The sequence below is a fragment of the Neotamlana sargassicola genome (assembly GCF_020523965.1).
Taxonomy (GTDB): domain Bacteria; phylum Bacteroidota; class Bacteroidia; order Flavobacteriales; family Flavobacteriaceae; genus Neotamlana; species Neotamlana sargassicola.
On sequence record NZ_JAJAPX010000001.1, the window covers coordinates 1,038,147 to 1,064,041 of the forward strand.

General features: G+C 33.7%; 14 protein-coding genes. 10 read left to right on the plus strand and 4 right to left on the minus strand.

Features of this window, described 5'->3' with window-relative positions; translation table 11 throughout:
* The first annotated feature begins 199 nt into the window (after positions 1-199).
* The 8 genes from LG651_RS04525 to LG651_RS04560 all read left to right on the plus strand — a co-directional run bounded on the left by LG651_RS04525 (position 200) and on the right by LG651_RS04560 (position 18,729).
* Positions 200-4,804 (plus strand): LamG-like jellyroll fold domain-containing protein, encoded by a 4,605-nt coding sequence (locus tag LG651_RS04525; RefSeq protein WP_226694957.1) that lies wholly within the window; start codon positions 200-202, stop codon positions 4,802-4,804.
* Between the two features lie 151 nt (positions 4,805-4,955).
* Positions 4,956-9,842 carry a LamG-like jellyroll fold domain-containing protein gene (locus LG651_RS04530; protein WP_226694958.1) on the plus strand — a complete coding sequence of 1,629 codons (4,887 nt, stop codon included), beginning with the start codon at positions 4,956-4,958 and terminating at the stop codon, positions 9,840-9,842.
* 301 nt (positions 9,843-10,143) lie between these two features.
* Positions 10,144-11,019, plus strand: coding sequence for a hypothetical protein (locus LG651_RS04535; protein ID WP_226694959.1), 876 nt, complete (start codon positions 10,144-10,146; stop codon positions 11,017-11,019).
* Between the two features lie 269 nt (positions 11,020-11,288).
* The gene (locus LG651_RS04540; protein WP_226694960.1) at positions 11,289-12,161 is read left to right on the plus strand and encodes a hypothetical protein; all 873 of its coding nucleotides are present in this window, start codon (positions 11,289-11,291) and stop codon (positions 12,159-12,161) included.
* 116 nt (positions 12,162-12,277) lie between these two features.
* Positions 12,278-15,682, plus strand: coding sequence for an isoleucine--tRNA ligase (gene ileS, locus LG651_RS04545; RefSeq protein WP_226694961.1), 3,405 nt, complete (start codon positions 12,278-12,280; stop codon positions 15,680-15,682).
* 4 nt (positions 15,683-15,686) lie between these two features.
* Complete coding sequence (locus LG651_RS04550) at positions 15,687-16,070, plus strand: TraR/DksA family transcriptional regulator (RefSeq protein WP_226694962.1); 384 nt, start codon at positions 15,687-15,689, stop codon at positions 16,068-16,070.
* A gap of 93 nt (positions 16,071-16,163) precedes the next feature.
* Positions 16,164-16,781: a lipoprotein signal peptidase gene (locus tag LG651_RS04555; RefSeq protein ID WP_226694963.1), complete on the plus strand. Its 618-nt coding sequence runs from the start codon at positions 16,164-16,166 to the stop codon at positions 16,779-16,781.
* Between the two features lie 64 nt (positions 16,782-16,845).
* Positions 16,846-18,729, plus strand: a complete 1,884-nt coding sequence (locus LG651_RS04560; protein ID WP_226694964.1) for a hypothetical protein — start codon at positions 16,846-16,848, stop codon at positions 18,727-18,729.
* Here LG651_RS04560 and LG651_RS04565 read toward each other — a convergent pair.
* Genes LG651_RS04565 through LG651_RS04580 form a run of 4 tightly spaced genes read right to left on the minus strand, consistent with a single transcriptional unit; the run spans position 18,726 to position 21,559 of the window.
* Positions 18,726-19,289: a 5-formyltetrahydrofolate cyclo-ligase gene (locus tag LG651_RS04565; RefSeq protein WP_226694965.1), complete on the minus strand. Its 564-nt coding sequence runs from the start codon at positions 19,287-19,289 to the stop codon at positions 18,726-18,728. The two genes, LG651_RS04560 and LG651_RS04565, sit on opposite strands and share 4 nt — an antisense overlap.
* Position 19,290: 1 nt before the next feature.
* The gene (locus tag LG651_RS04570) at positions 19,291-20,262 is read right to left on the minus strand and encodes a succinylglutamate desuccinylase/aspartoacylase family protein (RefSeq protein WP_226694966.1); all 972 of its coding nucleotides are present in this window, start codon (positions 20,260-20,262) and stop codon (positions 19,291-19,293) included.
* A complete protein-coding gene (rimK, locus tag LG651_RS04575) occupies positions 20,263-21,138 on the minus strand; it encodes a 30S ribosomal protein S6--L-glutamate ligase (protein ID WP_044630888.1) in 876 nt (291 codons plus the stop codon).
* Entirely contained in the window at positions 21,116-21,559 is a 444-nt protein-coding gene (locus LG651_RS04580; RefSeq protein ID WP_226694967.1) for an ATP-dependent zinc protease family protein, read from the minus strand. Before LG651_RS04580 ends, rimK begins: the two co-directional genes overlap by 23 nt.
* Positions 21,560-21,679: 120 nt before the next feature.
* Here LG651_RS04580 and uvrC point away from each other — a divergent pair, with 120 nt between their 5' ends.
* Together uvrC and LG651_RS04590 are read left to right on the plus strand one after the other, a co-directional pair.
* A complete protein-coding gene (gene uvrC, locus LG651_RS04585) occupies positions 21,680-23,482 on the plus strand; it encodes an excinuclease ABC subunit UvrC (protein ID WP_226694968.1) in 1,803 nt (600 codons plus the stop codon).
* Between the two features lie 99 nt (positions 23,483-23,581).
* Positions 23,582-25,819, plus strand: a complete 2,238-nt coding sequence (locus LG651_RS04590) for a patatin-like phospholipase family protein (RefSeq protein WP_262905084.1) — start codon at positions 23,582-23,584, stop codon at positions 25,817-25,819.
* Positions 25,820-25,895: the final 76 nt, after the last annotated feature.

Sequence of the window (25,895 nt, forward strand, 5' to 3'; positions counted from 1 at the left end):
GTAACTTAATTATTGTACAAGACTATCGTTTTTTCCTCAAAACAGTTATAGTAAGTTTTCTTTATTTAAAGGCTGTCTTTCATCCCAAAATATAAATCAAAAGATTAGTCTAACTGTTTATTTACCTACATTAAATAGTTAGCCTTCTATTTTAATAAACAGAACAAGAGGACTCTAAATAACCCTAAAAAACATTAAAATGCGCCCCAACAAATTTAATTTTATCCTATTTCTAGCTTTCATTTGTTTTAATGCTGTAAATGCACAGTTAAGTGATTTGCATTATTTACCGCCTTTAAAACAGGATTCTAATAATGTAGCTATACAGCAACAAACTATTTACCTCTCTACACCAGTAACTACAGCATTTACTGTTAACGTTTATAGAGGAACAAGTACAACTGCTATAACAAGTTTTTCTCTGTCTAAAGGTACTCCGGTAACCTATAACTTAGCTAATGGAGATAATAATATTACTTTGGTAACAAATGCTAATACAGGTGTTGTTTTAAATAATTCAGGTTTAAGGTTTGAAGCTCCTTCAGGAGAAAAGTTTTATGTAAATTATAGAGGCAGATCAGGTTCTCAGGCGGCATCAATAACTTCAAAAGGAAGGGCTGCTTTGGGGCAGAGTTTTAAATGGGGAGGAGCACCAATTGAAGCAGACCATAGTAGTATGAGTGCTACCTTGGGTATTATGGCAACAGAAGATGATACTGAAGTAACCATTTCTGGATACAATCCTAATTGTGAATTTAGATTAGGTACAGATGTTGATGGTATTACAGATAATACAATAACAATTACTTTACAACAAGGAGAGTCTTATGTGTTAGAGGCGGCTAAAGATGGAACTACAGCCAATATAGATGGTTGGATTGGCGCTTCAATAGAAGCAGATAAAGATATAGCTATTAGTAATGGTATGTTGAACTTTGGTGTAAACCCTTCAAGCGCAAGTAGAGATGCAGGTGCAGATCAGCCAGTACCAGAAGATAAATTAGGTAAAGATTATGTTTTTGTAAGGGGGTATGGAGGTAGTTCTAACGAATATATAATTATTATTGGAACTCAAGACAATACAAATGTATATGTTAATGGTAATACAACACCATTTGCAAATATAGATGAAGGTGAATATGCCGAAATTCCGAGTACATACTTTTCCGGCACTACAGTTGGGCATAATATGTTAGTTACAACATCTAAAGATACTTATGCCTACCAAGTTGTTTCTGGGGATTCAGGTATACACACCGTAAGTTTAAATTTTGTTGCACCAGTAAATTGTTTATTGCCGGATGCAATGAATCATATACACAATATCACAGATATTTCGGGAATAACAGCTTCCGGTGGAGTATTTATTATAGCTTCAACGTATACTCCCGATGCCAATATAACTGTGAAAGATGGTACAGGACCAATTGCCTTACCAGCATCATCGACAGTAGCTGGTACAACAGACTGGAAAACATTCTATATATCAGGGTTGTCTGGAGATGTTTCTGTAGAATCTTCAGGACCTATCGCTGTTGGTTTTTTAGGGTTTAATGGAGCTCGTGGTATTGCAGGATATTTTTCTGGATTCGATACAGTACCAGAAGTAACTCTTCAGGTCTCTGGAGGTGGTTGTTTACCTGGTGCAGATGTTGAAGTTGTTGGTGAAAGTTTTGACTCATACCAATGGTTTGAAGATGGCGTTTTAATTCCAGGAGCTACAAGCGCTACTTATTCACCAACAACTTCTGCCGATTATTATGTTAGAGTGGTAAAAGGAGGATGTACCTATGATTCTCAATCACTTTCCGCATATTATTGTGATCCAGATGTGTTAATAAATAAAACAGTAGATAAAAATAAGGTTGTAGAAGGAGAAACCGCTATTTTCACTATCGAAGTTCAAAATTTAGGTGCCAATCCAGTAACTAATTTAACTGTGGTTGATAATATACCTTCGGGATTAACTTTAATCAGTTCAAATCCTTCGGTTGGTTCTTGGAGTGGAAGTACTTGGACTATTGGAACTCTAAACAGCGGTGTAAAAGAGACTATAGAATTAGAAGTTCAAGCAGATCAAATAAATACGCATAGTGTAACTTTAACAAATACAGCCTACAATAATCAAACAGAAACAGATGCTAACGTAACAACAGATAGTCCATCGGCAGATATAACAATTTACAATTATATTAGTGAAGCTTCAATAGATTTTGATGGTGTAGACGATTATTTATCAAGACCAGGTTTTTTAGAAGGGTTAGATCAAATTACAATTATGGCTTGGGTAAAAACCGATTCTGGAAATAACTCTAATATGGTTGTTGCTGGGGAAGATGAAGGCGTAAAATTATGGTTAAAAAATGGAAGAAAACCATCTATTACTATTAATACAAAATATGCCTTAAGCGAAACATCTGTTAGTTGTAGTTGCTCTTTAAATTACGATGAGTGGCATCATATTGCGGCAACCTATTCGAGATATACAGGCTTAATTAAACTTTATGTTGATGGAGAATTAGAAAAATCAACCTTAAAACTATTGTCATTAACCGAGATTGAATCTAGCTCAAATGCTAACGGTAGCTTTGAAATTGGTCGTTTATCCAGTAATGCTTCAGATAAAGAATATTTTAAAGGCGATATAGACGAAGTAAGAGTTTTTAATGTGGCATTAGCCGATTCTCAAATTCAAAAAATGGTGTATCAAGAAATTGAAGATGTTTCGGGTAATGTTTATGGTAAAGCTATACCAAAGCCTATTACAACTAGTGATGTTTCAGAAACCATATCATGGTCTAACCTTATCGCTTATTATCCAATGACTGATATTGATATTGCTTCAGATGTTGTGAATGATTTTTCAGAAAGTGGAAATGATTTAAATTTATATAATATTTCAACCATTGTAGAACAAACAGCACCGATGCCTTACGAGTCTGCTAGCGATGGTGCTTGGGAAATCGAAAGCACTTGGTTACATGGCACTGTATGGGACATTGAAGATGTCGCTAGTAATAAAGATTGGAGCATTGTTAAAATAGCTAGTAATGTAACAACAACAAATTCACACAATAACTTAGGTTTAATTATTGAAGATGACGTTTCACTTACAGTAAGCGACGAAAACGAAATTAATAATAGTTGGTACTTAGAACTAAAAGGTACTTTAGATTTAGAAGATGATTGCCAGCTAATACAAACTTCAACTAGCGATTTGGTAACTTCGGCATTAGGTAAAATTCGTCGTCGCCAAGAAGGAACTTCAAGTGCATTCTGGTATAACTATTGGGGTTCGCCTGTTGGTACATTAAGTGCTACTAGTTTAACCGATAATAATGCTTCAACAAACAACGATAACAATACCCCATTTAACTTAAATATGTTAAAAGATGGTGACGGTAACCCAATGACTTTTACCTCAAGTTATACAGCAAACGGTAATATTAGTACCTATTGGTTATACACTTATAAAAATGGGTTAACTTATTGGGATTGGAAGAAAATTGGGACATCGTCAAATGTTTCGGCAGGTGTTGGTTATACCCAAAAAGGAACAGGAATTTCCGAAGATTTTCAAGAATATATTTTTGAAGGTAAACCAAACAACGGTACCGTAGTTTTAAACGTAACAGATAAAGGTGGTTTTGGTTCTACTTCTGGATCAACAAAAACCGAATATTTAGTAGCGAACCCTTACCCTTCTGCTATCGATATACATGAATTTATCGATGATAACTATGGTGTAATTGCTGGTTACGTGCAGTTGTGGCAACAATGGGATGGAGCCTCACATAACCTTAACGAGTACGATGGAGGGTATGCTACAGTAACTAAATTAGGTTCTATTAAAGCTTATCAATTCCAAGGCATTTTAGGTGCAATTTTTGGCGCTGTTCGTGGTACATTAACTCCAACAAGATATGTGCCAGTTGGTCAAGGGTTTATGGTAGAGGTTGTTTCAGATGGAGAAATAAAGTTTAAAAATAGTCAGCGTGTTTTTATAAAAGAATCGGATAGTAATGGATCATATAATTCTGGATCTATATTTCTTAAGTCTAATTCAAAAGGCGACGATAAAGACAGTACAAGTAAAAACGAAAGTGATGATGATTTTATGAAAATGAGAATTGAAATTACTTCTATTGCTGGCCCTGAAACTAATAGAGAATTACTTTTAGGATTTAGTAATACTACTACAGATGCATTCGATTATGGGTACGAGGCAGAGTGCGTAGAGGTTACCAATAACGATTTATTGTTAGACTTAGAAGGTGCCGATATGACCATTCAGGCTTACGGAGAAATAACAAGCGACAAAGTTGTAGGTTTAAACTTTAGGTCTTCGGGCAATAATAGTTTTGAAATAACGGCAACCGACTTCGAAAGTTTTAACGATGATCAGGAAGTGTATTTACGCGATAATTTAACCAATACTTATTTCGATTTAACCGGAAACGAAGCTTATAGTTTTACCTCAGAGCAAGGTATTTTTAACGACCGTTTCGAAATAGTATTCCAGAGTAAGAGTCAAACCTTAAGTTCAGAGCAAGCTCAGTTTGATGCTAATTATATGTATTTCCAAAATACAACTAATATGTTTTATGTTAAAAAGTTTAGTGGCTCTGCTAAAAACTTAGCCGTAATAAACATGAAAGGTCAACGTATTATGGAACTGGAAAATGTAGATAATTATACGTTAGAAAATGGAATAGATTTAAGTAACATAGCAACAGGAGCCTATGTAGTTTGCTTACAAACAAGTGCGAATGAGGTGCTTACCAAAAAAATAATAAAAAAATAATATAAATGAGATTAACTAAACCTCAGTTTTTGGGGTTTAGTTGATTTATTAAATTATGTAAACATCAAACATTACAGGCTCAATAAGTCGGCTTACATAATTAATTAACAGTTTTATTTGTGCTTAGCTAAAACAAAATAAACTAGAAACCATGATTAAAAAGTTAACATTATTCTCAAGTTTGCTATTGCTTTTAAATTTGCCATTTTCTTTGGGAGCGCAATGCGATAGCTGCGATGTTATTGGTCCAAATAGTGGCAATGTTACATTTTACAGTAATACAACAACTTGCTTTACATCTAATGCAACTTTGGGCGATGTTATATTTCAAAATAATAGTAAGGTTTGTATAGCTCCTGGAGTAACTGTAACTATTCAAAATAATTTAAACACAACAAATGGCCATGATATTTCAATTGAAGTACAAGGTTCATTGCATTTTAACCAAAGCCCAACCTTTAATGCTAATTTTTCATTAAACGTTCAATCTTCTGGGTATATAAAATCCGGAAATTCGGGCAATGGTACTTTTACATTTAATGGTTCTGGAGTAAATATTTATAAAAATTCTGGAATATCAGAGTTTGGAGTTTTACAGTTTAATAATGCTGCGGCTACTAATAGTATTTATAATTACGGAACATTTAATGTAACTAATATGAATGTGCAAGGAGCCACAAATTTCATAAATCAAGAAACTTTAAATATTGCATCTAATTTTAGTTTTAGCGCCAATTCTGTATTAACTAATTGCGGAACAATTACTGCACAATCTGGGTTTAACTTAAATGGGGGATCTGTAATTAACACCAATACATTTAACGTAGTTGGTGGGGATATAGATTTTGGTAGTTCAAACTCATCTATGTACAATTATTCAACCATGTATATTGGCGGAAAAATTAACATGGCAGGTACGAGTAATATTTTGTATAACGAAGGTTTGCTTACAATTGATGGGAGTATACAAGGAACCATTGGTAAAATTCAAGGGCCTTCAGATAACACAAAACTAGGTTATATAAAATGGGGAACTAAACCAAATGTTGGATCTGGTGCCGAAATAGGGCCTAATTTAGACATAGAATATATTGGTGGTTCAACCGGTGCTCAAAAAGCAAATGTTTATTCAACTTTTAATGGTACAGAATTAGCAAATGTATCAAAAGCTTGTGAGGTTTATGGAAATTGTTCGGCATCCATGGATACCGTTGGAGGAACGTGTGCAGACCCCGATGCTAATATCGATGCTTGTTCTAGTGGAACAATAATAGGTACACCAACAGAAAACGATTCTGATGGAGATGGTATAATTAATTCTTGCGATTTAGACGATGATAATGACGGTATTCTAGATGTTCTAGAAATGAATACGCCAACCGGATACATTGATTTAGGGCAAACTTTTAGCGATAATACTTCAACATCTGGAGTAATAAATAACGTTTACCCTTTTGCATCAAATTTTGCAAATTTTAATTATAGCTTAGAAGGAAGCGCTATATGGGGTTCTGGAGTTAGTTCGGCTACTACAGCTGGAATAACGGGATATTATATGAATTTACAAATTAGAAATTCTGATTTTGTAAATGGAGATTATGGAGTTTATGTTTTTGAGTTTGATGAGCCAGTTTACAATTTAAACTTTAAAATGGGAGGTTTCGATTTTGAAGATAGAGCAGATTTTGAAGCTACCCTAAATGGAATAAATTCTCCGGTTAATATTACAGATATTAATTTAGGAACAAATGGTACATTGTCTAATCAAACGGTTATAGGTTCTTCTACAACTGCCGGTAATGCCCCAGCAAACAGTGTTGAAGTTGCAATAAATGGTCCGATGGATAAACTAGTTATTCGAACGGCAAAAAACAATGGAAATGCAAACAATGTGACTTTACAGATTTATGAGTTATCTTATTCTACTGAAATCCAAACAGATTTAGATAGTTATCCCAATCATTTAGACCTCGACAGCGACAACGACGGTATTCCAGATAATATAGAAGCTCAACCTACGGTAGGATATGTATTACCCACCTATGGTTACGATTTAGATGGAGTAGATAACAATTACACCGGCGGTTTAGGATTAGAAGACACTGACAACGATGGCACGCCCGATTACATAGATTTAGACAGTGATAACGATGGTACGCCCGATATAGAAGAAAACGGTATGGCTAACGCCGTAAGCGGAACCGATACCGATGGTGATGGTTTAGACGATGCTTTCGAGACCAATGGGGTAAACGATGTGAGTTTAGATGTAAACGAAGACATCGAAGATCCTACCGATTTAAGCATATTACCCGATGCCGATGGCGATGTACTTACCACCGGCGATGTAGATTACCGCGACGAATTAACGGTACTTTCTGAGGTAGCGACTATCGATTTTGATGGTGTAGACGATTATTTAGATGGCACACCATTTATAACCAATTGGGACAATGGTACCATAATGAGTTGGATAAAAATAGAGCACGATAATGATGGTAACCTACCAAATATGTACAGTATAGCAGGGCAAGAAAGTATGCGATTGTACATTACTAACGGTCGCACACCAGCGTTTTATGTAATAACCCAAGACCAAGTAACCTCATCGAGTAACTATCCCTCATCAAATATAAGTGTACAACCCGATCCATTATTAGGCATCAGCTTAAAGAATGATATGTGGTATCATGTTGCAGGCGTTTTTAATTCTTCGGAAGAAACGGTAAAAATATATTTAAACGGCGAATTAGTCGGAACCACCTCAAGTGGGTATTTAAACTCCGAATTAATCACACAAAATTATGATGGTACACCACACATTTACTCCACCCGTGAGTTTACAATAGGTCGTTACCCAACCAATACAAGTGCCTCAGGATTTGGACATTTTAGAGGTAATATAGACGAGGTACGCGTGTTCGACACCGCCTTAACGGCAGAGCAAATTCAACAAATGGTTTACCAAGAGATTGAAAATAATGGGGGAGTAATTCAAGGTAGTATAATTCCAAAAGACGTAGAAGACCATAGCTTAGGAAGTAAAGTATCATGGTTAAATTTACAAGGTTACTACCCAATGACCAATATCATTAGTGGCACAACTAGCGATTATTCAAGTACAGGTAATAATTTAACCCTACATAATATAACCACGGTACAAGAACAAACCGCGCCTATGCCTTACGAAACAGCAGCAGCAGGAGATTGGACTAGTACATCAACATGGTTACATGGCACTGTATGGGATATTACAGAAGTAGCAGATTTAAAAGACTGGAGTATCGTTCATATAAAAGATGATACCGAAATAACCGGCTCACATAACAGTTTAGGATTATTAATCGATTCAGGTAAGACCTTAACGGTACATGGAGACCATGAGATAAATAACAGTTGGTATTTTGAGTTAAATGGTACGTTAGATTTAGAAGATGATTCACAATTAGTACAAGGCATTCGTAGCGACTTGGTAACCTCTTCAACGGGCAAGGTGTTACGTCGTCAAGAAGGGACATCCAATGCCTTTAGGTATAATTATTGGAGTTCTCCAGTAGGGGCTTTAGGCACCACGCCATTAAGCGATAATAATACAACAAGTAATAATGCTAATAATAGTGCTTTTAACTTAAACATGTTAAAAGATGCAAGCGGTAATAATTGGACGTTTGTATCAGGATATACAGGAAATAATAGTATAAGCACGTATTGGTTGTATACCTACAAAAATGGATTAAAGTATTGGGATTGGGCGCAAATAGGTCCGTCGTCTAATATAGGGACAGGAGTAGGCTATACACAAAAAGGAACAGGAGTATCAGGAGCGACCCAGCAATATATATTTGAAGGTAAGCCTAATAACGGTACAATAAAAATAGCAGTAAACGATAGAGGCGGTTCAGGATCCGTGCCAGATGTTTCAAAGACCGAATATTTAGTAGGTAACCCTTATGCATCAGCCATAGATATTCACCAATTTATAGAGGATAATCAAGGTGTAATCGATGGCACAGTAAGTGTTTGGCAACAATGGGCAGGAAACTCCCATTATTTAAGTGAATATGAAGGCGGATATGCTCAAATAAACAAATTAGGAAGTATACGAGCGTATCAATTTGTAGGTATATCAGGCGCGAACAATGGTTCGCAAGACGGCACGATAGTACCAACTAGGTACATGCCCGTTGGTCAAGGATTTATGGTAGAAGTAATAGCCGATGGAGAGGTTGAGTTTAATAATGGTCAACGCGTGTTTATAAAAGAGTCTGATGCCGATGGCAGCGAATATAACGGTTCGGTGTTTTCAAAAAGTAGTGATAGTAAAACGGCACAGGCATCAGCAGGTGGAATGCAAAAGTTACGCTTAAGTTTAACATCAGTATCTGGACCCAAAACCAATAGAGAGTTGTTGTTAGGATTTAGCGATTATACCAGCGACGATTATGATTATGGATACGATGCGAAGTGCACAGCGACCAACAAGAACGATTTATTGCTAGCATTAAATGGTCAGGGTATGACCATGCAAGCCTATGGAGTAATAAGTGCAGAGAAGGAGATTCCGTTGCAGTTTAATTCGTCGGGCAACAATAGTTTTAAGATTCAGTTAAGCGAACAAATTAATATACCATCAGATCAGGCAATATATTTACGCGATAGTACCACCGATGTGTATTTTGATTTAAGCCAAGGCGAAGCATATAGTTTTACTAGTGAACAAGGGAAATTTAACGAACGTTTTGCGATAGTATTCCAGAGTAAAGCAGAGACCTTATCAGTAAATGAATCTCAGGCAGAAGCTAATTTTATGTATTACCAAAATAGCACAAACACGTTTTATGTAAAGAAGTTAAACGCTCAAGTAAAGAATTTAGCAGTAATCAATATGCGGGGACAACGCGTTATAGAGCAAGAAAATGTTGAGCAATCACGGTTAGAAAATGGTATAGTGTTAAGTAATATATCAACAGGAGCCTACGTCGTTTGTTTACGCACCGATGCTAATGAAGTACTCACTAAAAAAATTATTGTGAAATAAGAAATGCAATAAAAATAGCTTTTATAAAAAGATCAAAATAATTTATTTTGATCTTTTTTTATATAATTTATTGGGATTGGAAAGCTTTACGTTATGGATTTTAAAATAACCAAATTCGATGTTTAATTGGTGCAAACAGATAAATAGATAAAATAAAATGTCAAGCGATTATAAGTTTTATAGCCAGAAAACTGTAACTATTATAGAATAAAGGATGGGTTATTTAATTTAAATGTTATTTTTATCTCAAGTTTTTAATGTCCCAAGTTAAAATTAACCTATTCAACCAAAATTGTTGGATTTGAAAAAGGACTATAATAACATTAAGAAATGTATTGGGATAATATTATTAATCTTATCAATTGCTGCTAATGCTCAATTAAATAATGATATAGGTAGTGTTGAAGCCTATCGTATATTAAATGAGCGTTCTAATAAAACAACTTCAAGCGCATCAAGTCCTGTTATTATAAAAACAACCAATTCAGGGTTTAAAAAAATTAGGATAGAATTTAATGGAGTTGAAGGTTCGTTTGCAAGTCGTGAGTTGTTATTAGGTTTCAGTGAAAAAACTTCCGATGGTTTTGATTATGGATATGACTCAGAAAGCACTTTACATGCCGATGACTTAGGTTTAAATTTAAACGGAAAGAATTATGGTATACAAGCTTACTCCCAATTAACTTCAAAAAAAGTTGTAAAATTAAACCATCAAGCGTCTGGAAATCATCGATTTGTAATTAATATTACTGAATTGGAGAATATAGAGGAAGATCAGGATATTTTTTTAATAGATAAAATGAACAATGTGTATTTTGATCTATCAAAAGGAGATGGATATGAATTTTATTCTATTAAAGGAATTTTTTCTGATCGTTTTGAAATTGTTTTTCAAGAGGATTCACAAACATTACATGCTAATAACGTTAGCTTTACTACAAAAAACATGTATTTACAAAGAAATATAAATACCTTTTTTGCAAAGCAATTAATTAACGGAGCAAGCAAATTAACTGTCGTAAATTTACAAGGTCAAAAAATATTGGAGCTATTTAATGTTACTCAGCAAGATTTAGAATCGGGCATATCTTTTAATAATTTTTTAAGCAATACTTACGTGGTATTATTACAAACTAAAAGCCACGGCATTCTTACCAAAAAAGTAGTTGTGAAATAAGCAGAGTTTTTCTATAATTATTGTGCTAGTATAATCAGGAAACAAAATTTATGTAATATTTTTATATTTTATTATTAAAGAAAAATCTTTCAAAAATATGATGAAACGCATATTTTTAAAGATAAAATGCATTAAAAACAGCTAAAACGACATTTTGTTTCTATTTTCGTTAATTTCTTATGTAATGTTTTTTAACTTTGTAAGAGCAAAAGATAGAAGTTGTAATTACACAAAATCATCTTTTTTTTACCCCAAAAAACCTACATATTATGAAAAGTTTCTTCTACAAAAATTATAAAATAATTATTCCTGTTTTTTTAATTCAATTATTTTTAGTTAGCAAAAATTTAAATGCACAATCAAAAAGTGCATTAGGTATTGTAGATGCAGCTAATCAGGAAAACACGGAGCTACCTGTTACCAATATTGTTAGAAAAACTACAAATTCAGGGTTTAAAAAAATTAGAATTGAATTTAGAGGGTTAGAAGGTGCTTTAATAAGAAGAGAATTGCTTTTAGGATTTAGTGAAGCAACTTCAGATGATTACGATTATGGATATGATGCTCCAGTTGTTACAACTTATCAAGACGATTTAAATTTAGATTTAAATGGAACGAATATGAGCATACAAGCATATTGTGAACTATCTAGCGATAAATTAGTAAAGTTTAACCATTATTCTTCAGGTGATAATAAATTTTCAATTAAAATAATTGAATTAGAAAATATAGGAGAAGAACAAGAAATATTTATTAAAGATGGGCAAACAGGAGCACTTTTCGATTTGTCAAAAGGAGAAGCATACGAGTTTATCTCATCTAAAGGTACTTTTAAAGAGCGTTTTGAAATGACTTTTCAAGAAGAAACATCTACTTTAAGCACCAATGATGTAGCTTACAATGCTAAAAACATGTATTTTCAAAACCCAACTAATACGTTTTATGCTAAACAATTAAAAACTATAGTTAAAAAATTAGTTTTGGTAAACTTACAAGGTCAAAAAGTATTAGAGCTAAAAAATGTATCTCAAGATACTTTAGAAGCTGGAATTTCATTAAACAATATGTCGCCTAATACATATGCAATGATTCTTCAAACAGATAATCAAGAGATTTTAACCAAGAAGTTTGTAATAAATTAGTGCAAAATCAATTTTTAAAATATGTAAAAAGCCATTACTTAAGTTTTGGCTTTTTTTAATGCTTATAATTTCAGTTTAAATGCTTAAATTCGCGCATCGAAACGAAAAATGTATAAGTGAGCATGAAATTTGCTGAATATAAAGGACTTGACCTGCCAAAAGTAACTGAAGAAATTCTTAACTATTGGCAAGAAAATAACATATTTGAAAAAAGCGTAACCACCAGAGAAGGCAATGAAACATTTGTGTTTTTTGAAGGGCCACCATCGGCAAACGGGTTACCAGGTGTGCACCATGTATTGGCGCGTGCTATAAAAGATATTTTTCCAAGATATAAAACCATGAAAGGTTACCAAGTAAAGCGTAAAGCAGGTTGGGACACGCATGGTTTACCTATTGAGCTTGGTGTAGAAAAAGAGTTAGGTATTACTAAAGAAGATATTGGAAAAACTATTTCTGTCGAAGATTATAATGCAGCATGCCGTAAAGCTGTAATGCGCTACACCGATGTTTGGAACGATCTTACTCAAAAAATGGGGTATTGGGTAGATATGGACGATCCGTACATTACCTACGAACCTAAATACATGGAGTCTGTTTGGTGGTTATTAAAACAGATTTACAATAAAAGTTTATTATACAAAGGTTATACTATACAACCATATTCGCCAAAAGCGGGAACCGGTTTAAGTTCTCATGAGTTAAACCAACCAGGAACCTATCAAGATGTAACCGATACTACAATTGTAGCGCAGTTTAAAGCTTTAGCTGAAACATTGCCAGACTTTTTACAAAATGAAGGTGATATACATTTCTTAGCTTGGACCACCACACCTTGGACCTTGCCAAGTAACACCGCATTAACTGTTGGGCCAAAAATAGATTATGTTTTAGTCGAAACTTACAATCAATACACTTTTGAGCCAATAAATGTAGTATTGGCTAAAAAATTGGTGAACTATCAGTTTTCAGGGAAGTTTAACCGTGTTGAAGATAAATCAGAATTACTAGCCTATAAATCTGGTGATAAAAAAATTCCGTATTACGTAGTAAAGGAATTTGTAGGTAAAGATTTAGTTGGTATAAAATATGAGCAACTTATGCCGTATGTTTTACCAAACGATAATCCAGAAAATGCATTTAGAGTTATAGCTGGAGATTTTGTAACTACCGAAGATGGTACAGGTATTGTACACACCGCACCAACCTTTGGTGCCGATGATGCTTTGGTTGCAAAACAAGCAACACCAGAAGTACCGCCAATGTTAGTTAAAGACGAAAACGGAAACTTAGTACCGCTTGTAAATTTACAAGGTAAATTCCGTCCAGAGTTAGGCGATTTAGCTGATAAATACGTTAAAAACGAATATTATAACGATGGCGAAGCTCCAGAGCGTTCGGTTGATGTCGAGATTGCCATTACATTAAAAGAAGAAAACAAAGCCTTTAAGGTTGAAAAATATAAACACAGCTACCCAAATTGTTGGCGTACCGATAAACCCATTCTTTATTATCCTTTAGATTCTTGGTTTATAAAAGTTACCGACATAAAGGATAGAATGTACGAGCTTAACGAAACTATAAACTGGAAACCAAAAGCAACAGGAACGGGTCGTTTTGGTAATTGGCTAGCCAATGCTAACGATTGGAACTTGTCGCGCTCGCGTTACTGGGGAATTCCGTTACCAATTTGGAGAACCGAAGATGGTAAGGAAGAAATCTGTATTGGTTCGGTTGAAGAACTAAAAAGTGAAATGGCAAAAGCGGTTTCAGCAGGTGTTCTTGAAAAAGATATTTTTGAAGATTTTGAAGTTGGAAACAACTCCGAAGAAAATTATGCAAAACTAGATTTACATAAAAATATAGTTGATGGCATTATTTTAGTGTCACCAACGGGCCAAAAAATGTTCCGCGAAAGCGATTTAATCGATGTATGGTTCGATTCTGGTTCAATGCCTTACGCACAATGGCATTACCCATTTGAAAATAAGGAATTAGTCGATGGAGGCGTATCGTACCCAGCCGATTTTATAGCCGAAGGTGTCGATCAAACTCGTGGATGGTTTTACACACTTCACGCTATTGGAACAATGGTTTTCGATTCTGTAGCCTACAAAAATGTAGTGTCTAACGGATTAGTTTTAGATAAAAACGGACAAAAAATGTCCAAGCGTTTAGGTAACGCTGTTGATCCGTTTGAAACTTTAGGTAATTACGGTGCCGATGCTACACGTTGGTACATGATTAGTAACGCCAATCCTTGGGATAATTTAAAATTTGATATTGATGGTGTAGAGGAAGTAAAACGTAAATTCTTCGGAACGCTTTATAATACCTATTCGTTCTTCTCGTTATATACAAATTTAGATGGTTTTAGTTACGCTGAAGCCGATATAGCTCTGGAAGATCGTCCGGAGTTAGATCGTTGGATTTTATCAGAACTACATACCTTAATTCAAAAAGTAGACGAATATTATGCCGACTACGAACCAACTAAAGCGGCTAGAGCAATTTCAGACTTTACGCAAGATAATTTAAGTAACTGGTTTGTACGTTTAAGTAGAAGACGTTTCTGGAAAGGTGATTACCAGCAAGATAAAATTTCGGCCTACCAAACACTTTATATGTGTATGGAAACCATTGCGAAACTTGGGGCTCCAATTGCACCTTTCTTTATGGACAAATTGTATTTAGATTTAAATGCAGTAACCAAAAAAGAAAGTTTCGAGAGTGTACACTTAGCTAATTTCCCAGTTTACAACGAAGCTTTTGTAGATAAAAGTTTAGAGCGTAAAATGGAAAATGCTCAAATAATATCATCGTTAGTATTGTCGTTACGAGCAAAAGAAAAAATAAAAGTACGCCAACCACTGCAAAAAATTATGATTCCTATTGATAACGAACAACAAAAGGAAGAAATATTAGCAGTGTCAGATTTAATTAAACACGAAGTAAACGTAAAGGAAATAGAGCTTTTAGATGACGCTTCAGATATTTTAGTAAAACAGATAAAACCAAACTTTAAAGTACTTGGGCCACGTTTTGGTAAAGATATGAAGGCAGTAGCGGCTAAAGTAATTAACTTTTCGGCAGAAGATATTAACAAAATTGAGCAAAATGGCGAAATAGAAGTTGATATTAATGGAAAAAACATTATTTTGGAACGCGGTGACGTAGAAATTACATCGCAAGATATAGAAGGTTGGTTGGTTGCAAATGAAGGTGCTTTAACTGTTGCTCTAGATGTTACAATTACAGACGAATTACGTAAAGAAGGTATAGCAAGAGAATTAGTTAACAGAATTCAAAATTTACGTAAAGACTCAGGGTTTGAGGTAACAGATAAAATAAATGTAGAGCTTCAAAAAGACGATAACATTGTAAATGCCATTAATTCTAATATCGATTACATAAAAACCGAAACATTAACCGAACAATTAGAAATTAAAGACGACATTAAGAATGGTATAGAAATTGCTTTTGATGATGTAAATACCAAATTGTTTATTCAAAAACATTAACATTATGAGCGCAGATGCAAACGTTAGATATTCCGATAAAGATTTAGCTGAATTTAAAGAGTTAATTCAGGAAAAAATAAATAAAGCACAACACGATTTAGATCTAATAAAAAGTGCTTACATGAACGACCACAATAATGGTACAGACGATACATCGCCAACTTTTAAGGCGTTCGACGAAGGTAGTGAAGTAATGAGTAAAGAATCGAATTCGCAATTAGCTATTCGCCAAGAAAAGTTTATTCGCGATTTAAAAAACGCTTTAATTCGTATAGAAAATAAAACCTATGGTGTGTGTCGTGTTACAGGTAAATTAATAAACAAAAAACGTTTAGAGTTGGTGCCTCACGCTACCTTAAGTATTGAAGCTAAAAATATGCAGAAATAAATTTGCATGACTTTATAAAATTAAAACGTCTCGTATCTAATTTTAGGTAGAGACGTTTTTTGTTTTAGGTTTTAAAAACGTTAAACCCATAATATGTCCATAAAAAAATCTGTTGTATACATTTTAATAATTTTACTTGTAGATCAAGTAAGTAAAATATATATAAAAACAAACTTTGCACTTTACGAAAATGTTGAAGTATTTAGTTGGTTTAAAATATATTTTATTGAAAACGACGGAATGGCTTGGGGTACAAAAATTAGCGATTTCACTTCCTTAATTACCGACAGAACAGCCAAAGTTATTTTAACTGTATTTCGTATTGTGGCTATTTTTGGTATAGGTTATTGGCTTATTTCGGCTATAAAAAAACGAAGTCCTAAAATACTTATTATTGCCATTGTGTTAATATTTGCTGGTGCTTTAGGTAATATTATAGATTCTGTGTTTTACGGTGTTTTGTTTGATGATAGTATAAACCAAGTAGCCGCCTTTTTACCAGAAGCTGGTGGCTACGATACACTATTGCATGGTAAGGTTGTTGATATGCTTTACTTTCCTTTATTTGAGGTAGATTTACCTCAATGGTTACCCATTTATGGAGGTAAGCGTTTTAATTTTTTTGAGCCTGTTTTTAATATTGCCGATGTTGCAATTAGCACAGGTTTCGTTATGCTTATCGTATTTAATAAAAAGGCGTTCGGTAAATAAAAATAAAATAAGAATTTTCCTTAATAAATTTTAATGTCTATATTTAGTTTTCAAAATAACCTAAATGAAAATAAAACTACCTTTTTCCCTCGTATTAGTACTTTTTTCATCTTTAACTTTTTCTCAAAACACGTTCGATATTGTTTTTCCGCAGCAAAATCGCGATAACATATGCCAGCAATGTTTTCAAATATTTAGGCAAAAACCTAAAGAAGTACAATTTTCTATAAAACGTGATAAAAACAGTTTATATTTTCATATTAACGATAAAAACTGGTTTAATACATTGTTTAAAAATTCAGGCGATGGCATTGCTATCGATGTCGTTTCTAAAGATCGCTATAATTGCGAAAATTTTAATATTGAGAGCTCTCAAATTAAAGGTGTTTTACAGCGCCCCAAATATGCTAATAAACTTCGTTCCGAATTAAAGCCATACGGCGACAACGACTATCGTGTGCATGTAGGAAGAGTTCCGGAGGGATTAATAAACGATGATTTAGAATACAATATTTTGTTTTTAAGCAACAAAAATTTATGTAATTATTACGTTATTTATAATCTAGAAAGTTATCCTTGGGATTTGCTCGATATGGGCATGTATTTGGACTCTTTAACCTACGATACAAAAAAAATTAAGCCTACCAGTGAATCTGGATTTGTTATAAAAAACAAAACTTTAAAGTTTAAAATTCCTTTTGAAAAAAATAAATCGGAATACTCTCAGGCAGATATAAAACCTATCTACGATTCGCTTAGGTTAACCGATTTTAATATAAAAAGCATCAATATTAAGGCTTACGCATCGGTTGAAGGTAGTTTGGAGCGAAATATTGAATTACAACAACAACGTGCTAATAGTATTGTAAGTGCGCTACAAACATTTCAAAAACCAACCATACAAACCAAAGTATCTTCTTCGGAAAATTGGGTAGAATTTTTAAATGATATAAAAGGTACATCACATGAAGGGTTAGGTGACTTGAGTAAAAATGAAGTGAAAGCAAAACTTGTTGGAAGCTTATCAAATACTTTGGAGCCCATTTTACAAAACCATAGAAAGGCCGTTTTAGAGCTTGAATTGGAAAGGAAAGATAAATACAAAAACATGTCGGCAAACGAGCTGTTAACTAAATTTAATTCTGCAGTGCAGTCCGATGAGTTAGAAAAGGCTTTAGAAATTCAAAATTCAATATTTAAAAAATTAAATAGTAAAGAAATTTCGCCAGATTTTTTACGAAAAATGGAAATTCCAAAACAAGCCAAATTTGCTAAAATATTTAACAAAAACTCTGCAATTCGATTTTTAGATAATGTTAGGCAAGGTTTAATTGTTTACAACGAACTTCAAGAATTAGAAAAATTAGTGCCTAAAAATGGAGAAGTAAAATATAATTTAACGGCGCTTACCATAAAATTATGGCGCTATAATGCTATAAAAATTGAAGAAAGTAAATTAAAAACTCAAATTAATAACCTTAAAAATTATGGCATCGATGCGAGTTTAATTACAAGAATGTTGGTGAATTACAACATTATTTTAGCCGAAAACTTTATGAGGCAACGCCAGTATGATGAAAAGGATAAGTCGGTTGAGTTTATAAATGCAAACTATAAATATTTCCCTTTATCAGATTACGATTATTTAAGTTTAGCACAGTTTTTTAGTTATTATGCCAATACCAGTTTAGCGGTTAATTTGCTAGAAGAAAAGGCCAAAAGCATCGAGATAGACGAAGATTTACTGTTTTACTATTTAAACCTCACTTTAATAAATAAGGAGTTAACTAAAACATCAGAATACAGAACCATTATGCTAAATGCTATAAACATGAATAAGCAACGCTATTGTAAATTATTTAATGCTATAGAAAAAGGTGGTGTAACGTTCCAGATGTTGGAAGATGACTATTTAAGAACAACTTATTGCGAGAATTGTGAAAACTAAAATTTGTAGGTTTTGTTAGGTGTAACACAAAAATCCAATGTAATATCGCTTTCAAAAACATCGGTAATTTCTGTTTCGGCTTCAAAAAAAGATAAACCTATTTTAATAGTTTCTGGGCGGCATTTACTTAAAAAACGGTCGTAAAAGCCTTTGCCATAACCCACACGATTTCCTTGCTTGTCGAATGCTAAAAGCGGAATAAAAACAACTTCAATATTTTCGTTTTTTATTTCAATGCCATCAATGGGTTCAGGAATGTTGTATTTATTCTTTTTAATTTTAGTATTATCGGTGAGTAAAAAATGCGTCATTTCGTAAGTCTTAAAATCACTTTTAGAAATCACAATATTTTTGTCTTTACCAGAAAGAATGTTCAAAATATAATCGGTGTTTACCTCTTTCTGCTCTTCAATAGTTAAAAAAACATGATAAAAAGATGCTTGCCAAACAGTAAGTTTTAAAAGTTGATTTGCTATTGCAATACTTAAATTATCTACATCTATTTCAGATAATTGTTGTCTTTTAGTTTTGTATATATTTCGCAGTTCGGCTTTTTTCATGTTACTTAAGCATGGTTGAAATATGAAACAAAGCATCGCCTTGATATACAATAGGCGATTCGTTTACATTAATAATATAACCAGTATTTGATGCTCTTACAAAGTAGTTAAGCTTTCCGTATGGGTCTGTAATGTTGCCAATAATGTCATCTTTTTGTACTAAAGAACCAACAGGAATTGAGGCTTTAAACATGCCAGAGAATTTGGCGCGTTGCCATTTACTATCTATTATAAAAATACACTCAGTTTTTGGTTTTGTAGCCTTAAAAGTAGTTTGTAGCATGCCTAAATGTTTTAAAATACGTTTAGAGCCATTTACACCAGAATTTGTTACAATATCATCAAAATGAAACGATTTGCCACCTTCGAAAAGCAATAAAGGTTTGCCTAATTTATTACAAGTGCTTCTAAAGGATTTTGATAAGTTGCTTGAATATAAAACAAAAGGAGCTCCGAAAATTTTGGCAAGTTCGTCTAGGTTGGTTTTATGTTTCGAGTAGCGTAACTGTGGCGCATTGAATCTTCCAGATCCGCCTGTATGGAAATCGATTATTAAATCGGCATGAGGAATAATGTCTTTTACTAATTTGTAAGCTACACGACTTGCTAACGAACCCGATTTACTTCCTGGGAATACGCGGTTTAAATCGCGCCCATCTGGAAATTCTCGTTTTAAGTTAATAAAACCAAAAATATTAATAACAGGCATGCAAATTATGGTGCCAATTTTGGGTTTATTTATTCCTTTTGCAATAAGTTGACGAATAATTTCGGTGCCATTAACCTCATCTCCATGTATGCCAGCTGTAAATAAAACCGTTGGTCCTAGTTTTTTTGCACGCTCTATTATTACAGGCACATTTACGGCACCCGAGGTATGTAAATTAGCAACATCAAAATTAACTTCTTTACTTTCTCCGGGATAAATATTTTCGCCTAAAATAGATAAAACATTGTCTTTTTTTAACCGCATTTATTTTCTGTTTCGTTCTATAAAAGTAATAATGGCTTTGGCTATATTTTTTCCTGTAGCGCCTTCAATACCTTCTAAACCGGGTGTTGAGTTAACTTCAAGAAGTAAAGGTCCACGTTCCGATTGTAACATATCTACACCGCAAATAGGCAGTTTTAAGGCACGAGCAGCATTCATGGCTACTTTTAATTCTTCGTGGCTTAGTTTTACTATTTGTGCCGAACCACCACGATGTAAGTTAGAGCGAAACTCGCCTTCTTTACCCTGGCGTTTCATGGCGCCAACCACTTGTCCATCTACAACTAAAGCGCGTAAATCGGCACCTTTAGCTTCAGAAATATACTCTTGAACTAAAGCACGAGCTTGTAGGCCGTTAAAGGCTTCTAGAACAGATTCTGCTGCATTTTTAGTTTCAGCTAAAACCACACCCAAACCTTGAGTACCTTCTAAAAGTTTTATAATTACAGGAGCACCACCAACATGCGATAGTACTTTTTCTACGTCACGAGAGTAATTAGTAAAAACAGTTTTAGGCATGCCAATTCCTGCTTTAGATAAGCGTTGAAAACTACGCAGTTTATCGCGCGAACGTATTATAGCATCACTAGTAACCGAGGTGAAAACACCCATCATTTCAAATTGTCTAACCACAGCGCAACCAAAAAAGGTAACCGAAGTTCCAATTCTTGGAATAATAGCATCAACGTAATCTAGGTATCTATCTTTATAGTAAATGGTTGGTTTTTCTTTTTCAATAATGATGTCGCATTTTAATGGATCTATTACTTCAATAAGATGACCGCGTTTTTCGCCTTCTTCAACCAAACGGTTTGTAGAGTACAAGTTTGTGTTTCTAGATAGTATTACTATGTTCATTCTGTGTGGTTTTAAACGAAATGTTTTCTAAATCAACATCCACTAAAAATTTATGTTTTAAAAATTCTCTGCCAATTAAAACAGGAAAGCGCATATCCTCGCGCGTGCTTAAAGTTAAGTTAATCTTATATGTTTTGCCAAAAAATATAACTTCAGATTTTACTTTATAACGATTTTCTTTGTAGCCATTGCTACTTTTTACATTGGTATTAGTAAAGGTATCGAAAACTATTTCGCTTTTACCAAAGTTTTGGTGTACGTCGCTATTAAAAATGCAACGCAGGCTATTATTTTCTTCAATTATGCGCGAGCAGTGAATGGCCGATGTATATGCACCGGTATCTATTTTTACGTTTATGCCGAAAAGCTCTAATTTCGGAAAGTCAACTTTGTCAACTCTTCCTATAATTTTTTTACTCATTTTTTGTTGTTAAAAAAGTGGCGCAAGGTAACAAATTGCAACTTTTAAATATCTATTTTTTTAATAGATATTTAAGAAAGAAAATTAGTGATAATATTTTAAATATTTACCTTTACAGTAATGGATATTCCTGCTTTAGAAATACAACTAAAAACCTTGCCAAATGCGCCCGGAGTTTATCAATATTTTGATAAAGAAGGTACTATTATTTATGTAGGTAAAGCTAAAAATTTAAAAAAGCGAGTAAGCTCCTATTTTACAAAAACGCACGATAGTGGAAAAACCCGAGTTTTAGTAAAAAAAATTGCTAACATAAAGCATATTGTTGTTGAAACAGAAACGGACGCTTTATTGCTTGAAAACAACTTAATTAAAAAGCACAAACCTAGGTATAACGTACTTTTAAAAGATGATAAGTCTTACCCTTGGATTTGTGTTAAAAACGAACGTTTTCCTAGAGTTTTTTCTACGCGTCGCGTGTTTAAAAATGGAGGCGATTATTTTGGACCATATACAAGCGTTAAAACAGTGCACACTTTACTCGATTTAATTCGTGGTTTATTTTCGTTGCGAACTTGCAATTACGATTTGCATGAAGAAAAAATACAGTCAGGAAAGTACAAGGTATGTTTAGAGTATCATTTAGGAAATTGTAAAGGTGCTTGCGAAGGTTTAGAGAGTGAAAAGCATTATAACGAAAATATAAAGGCCATAAAGCAAATTTTAAAAGGAAATTTTAAAGATTCGTTATCTAAATTTAAAGAGCAAATGATGGAACTTGCGGAAAATATGCAGTTTGAAGAAGCTCAGAAAATTAAAGAAAAAGTTGAGGTTTTAGAAAATTACCAAGCCAAATCTACCATTGTAAACCCTAAAATTAGTAATGTAGATGTTTTTAGTGTAATAAGCGACGAGAGTTATGGTTATATTAATTTTTTACAACTCTCTTACGGCTCTATTATTCGTTCGCATACACTCGAAATTAAGAAAAAACTCGATGAAACCGATAAGGAATTATTGGAGTTAGCTATTACCGAAATTAGGCAACGTTTCCACTCCAAATCTAAAGAAATTTACGTGCCTTTTCCAGTTGATATAGGTGAGGATATTAAAGTTACCGTGCCGCAATTGGGCGATAAAAAGCATATTTTAGATTTATCGGTTAGAAATGCTAAGTATTTTAGAATGGAGCGTTTTAAACAAATTAAAATTGTAGATCCAGATAGACATGCTAATCGGGTTATGGCGCAAATGAAAGCAGATTTACGTTTACACGAAGAGCCTCGGCATATTGAGTGTTTTGATAACTCAAATATTCAAGGAACCAACCCTGTGGCAGCTTGCGTAGTGTTTAAAAATGGTAAGCCAAGTAAAAAAGATTATCGTCATTTTAATATAAAAACGGTTGAGGGTCCAGACGATTTTGCTTCTATGGAAGAAGTTGTATATCGCCGGTACAAACGTTTGTTAGATGAAGAGCAGCCGTTACCACAACTTATAATTATTGATGGAGGAAAAGGGCAACTATCGTCAGCATTAAAAAGTTTAGATGCCTTAAATTTAAGAGGAAAAATTGCCATAATCGGAATTGCAAAGCGTTTAGAAGAATTATTTTATCCAAACGATCCAATTCCGTTATATTTAGATAAAAAAAGCGAAACACTAAAAATAATTCAACAATTACGAAACGAAGCACACCGTTTTGGTATAGAGCACCATCGTAATCGTAGAAGTAAAAGTGCATTAAATACCGAGTTAGAAACTATAAATGGTGTAGGCGAAAAAACAGTTGTAGAGTTGCTCAAACATTTTAAATCGGCTAAACGTGTAGCTAATGCAAAACTTGATGAGTTAGAAGATGTTGTTGGAGCATCGCGAGCAGAAAAAATTTATAATTATTACCATAGTAAATCGTTAAAATAGTGAGTGTTGGTTTAAAACACATCATTTTGGTTCTGTGGCATTCCAGCATCGAAAAAGAATCAGAAGTATTGCAGAATAAAAAAACATAAAACGTAACATTTGAATATAAAACCAATAATACTAACTTTAATTTTGCTCGCTTGCATTTCCGCGAAAGCGCAAATAGAAAACACCCCAAAAACAGCACCAAAAGTAGGGTTGGTGTTAAGTGGAGGTGGGGCAAAAGGGCTGGCTCATATTGGCGTTTTAAAAGTAATAGACAGTTTAGGTGTAAAGGTAGATTATGTTGCCGGAACTAGTATGGGCGCTATAATTGGCTCGTTGTATGCTGTAGGTTATACTGGTAAACAACTCGATTCTGTGTTTCATGAAGTCGATTTTGATAATATTTTAAACGATAATTTACCTAGAAAGGTAAAGTCGTTTCATGAGCGTGAAAATGCCGAGCGTTATGCGGTGAAACTTCCTTTTAATAAGTTTAAAATTAACTTGCCTTCGGCTTTATCGCGTGGTCATAATACTTATAATCTTTTGTCTAAACTCATGCTGCCTTTGTGCGAAACCGAAGATTTTAGCAAATTACCAATTCCGTTTTTTTGTGTAGCAACCAATGTAGAAACTGGTGACGAGGTGTATTTAGAAAAAGGGAATTTACCGTTGTCGGTTTTAGCAAGCGCAGCATTGCCATCGGTATTTAAACCTGTTTTTATAAACGATGAAATGCTTATTGATGGTGGCGTAACAAATAATTATCCTGTTGATGAGCTTAGGGCAAAAGGTATGGACATTATTATAGGTGTTGATGTGCAAGATGGGTTAATGGATAGAAAGGAGCTAACCTCGGGTCTCGATGTGCTGTTGCAAATTAACAATTTTAGAACCATAAACGACATGAAATCTAAAGTTGGAAAAACTGATGTTTATATTAAACCAAACATAAAAGATTTTACCGTAGTTTCTTTTGATGAAGGAAATAATATTATTACCGCTGGAAACGAAGCTGCTTTACAACAACTTGAGGCATTAAAAGATTTGCCTAAAAAGCCACAAGCCTTAATAAGTAAACCTTTAAAATGTATTGACAGTTTAGTAATAAATAGCGTGAAAATTGAAGGTTTAACAAATTATACGCGCTCTTATGTTACTGGAAAGTTGAAGCTAAAAAGTAAGGAGAAAATTAGTTATAATCAGTTCGAAAATGGATTGAACAACCTTGAAGCAACCAATAACTTTGATGGTTTTGAATATAATTTAAAAAAAGCCGATGATAATATAGGTTATAATTTAAGTACCAAGTTAAAAGAATCGCAGGTAAATACCTTTTTAAAGTTAGGAGTGCATTTCGATAATTTATATAAAAGTGCCGCCCTTATTAACTTAACAAAAAAACGTTTGCTATTTAATAACGATGTGGTTTCTTTCGATTTTATTGTGGGAGATAACGTGCGTTATAATTTCGATTATTTAATCGATAAAGGTTTTTATTGGAGTGTTGGTTTAAAATCGCGTTACAATCAATTTAAAAAAGCAATAGGTGCCCAATTGTTGCTTGACGACGATGAAATTTCGAGCTCAGGATTAAATAATTTAAATGTGAAATTAAAAGACTTTACAAGTCAGTTTTACTTACAAACTTTAGTTTATCGCGATTTAACATTTGGCGTAGGAGCCGAACATAAACGATTAGAAATAACCTCGGAAACAATTACCGACGAAGCATCGGAAGAGGATTTTCATTTCGAAAACTCCGATTATTTTAGTCTTTTTGGGCATTTAAAACTCGATTCTTACGATAATAAATATTTTCCAAAGAAAGGTGTTTATTTTAATGGTGATTTGCACGTGTACCTGTTTGGGTCTAGTTTTATTCAGGAATTCGAAAATTTTTCGATTGCTAAAGCCGATATAGGTTATGCCTTTAGCCCAACAAAATATTTAGCATTTAATTTTAAAGCACAAGGCGGATTTAAAATTGGAAGCGACGCCATTAAAACGCTCGATTTTGCACTTGGTGGTTATGGCAATAACTTAATAAATAACTTTACACCATTTTTAGGTTACGATTTTATTTCGCTTCCAGGAAATAGTTTTGTAAAATCTGCGGTTACTGCCGATTTCGAGGTGTTTAAAAAACACCACATTACTTTAGAAGGTAACTGGGCAAATGTTGAAGACAATATTTTTGAAACCGGCGAGTGGTTTACAGCACCAGATTATAGTGGCTATGCTATTGGTTATGCTATTGATAGTTTTTTGGGGCCATTACAGGCCAAATATAGTTACACTCCAGAGTTGGGAGAAAGTATGTGGTATTTTAGTATTGGGTTTTGGTTTTAGTTGAAGTCTGATTTATACTTTTAATAAAATCGCGATAGTTGTTACAGTATGATGCTACAATTCAAAAATTTACTCG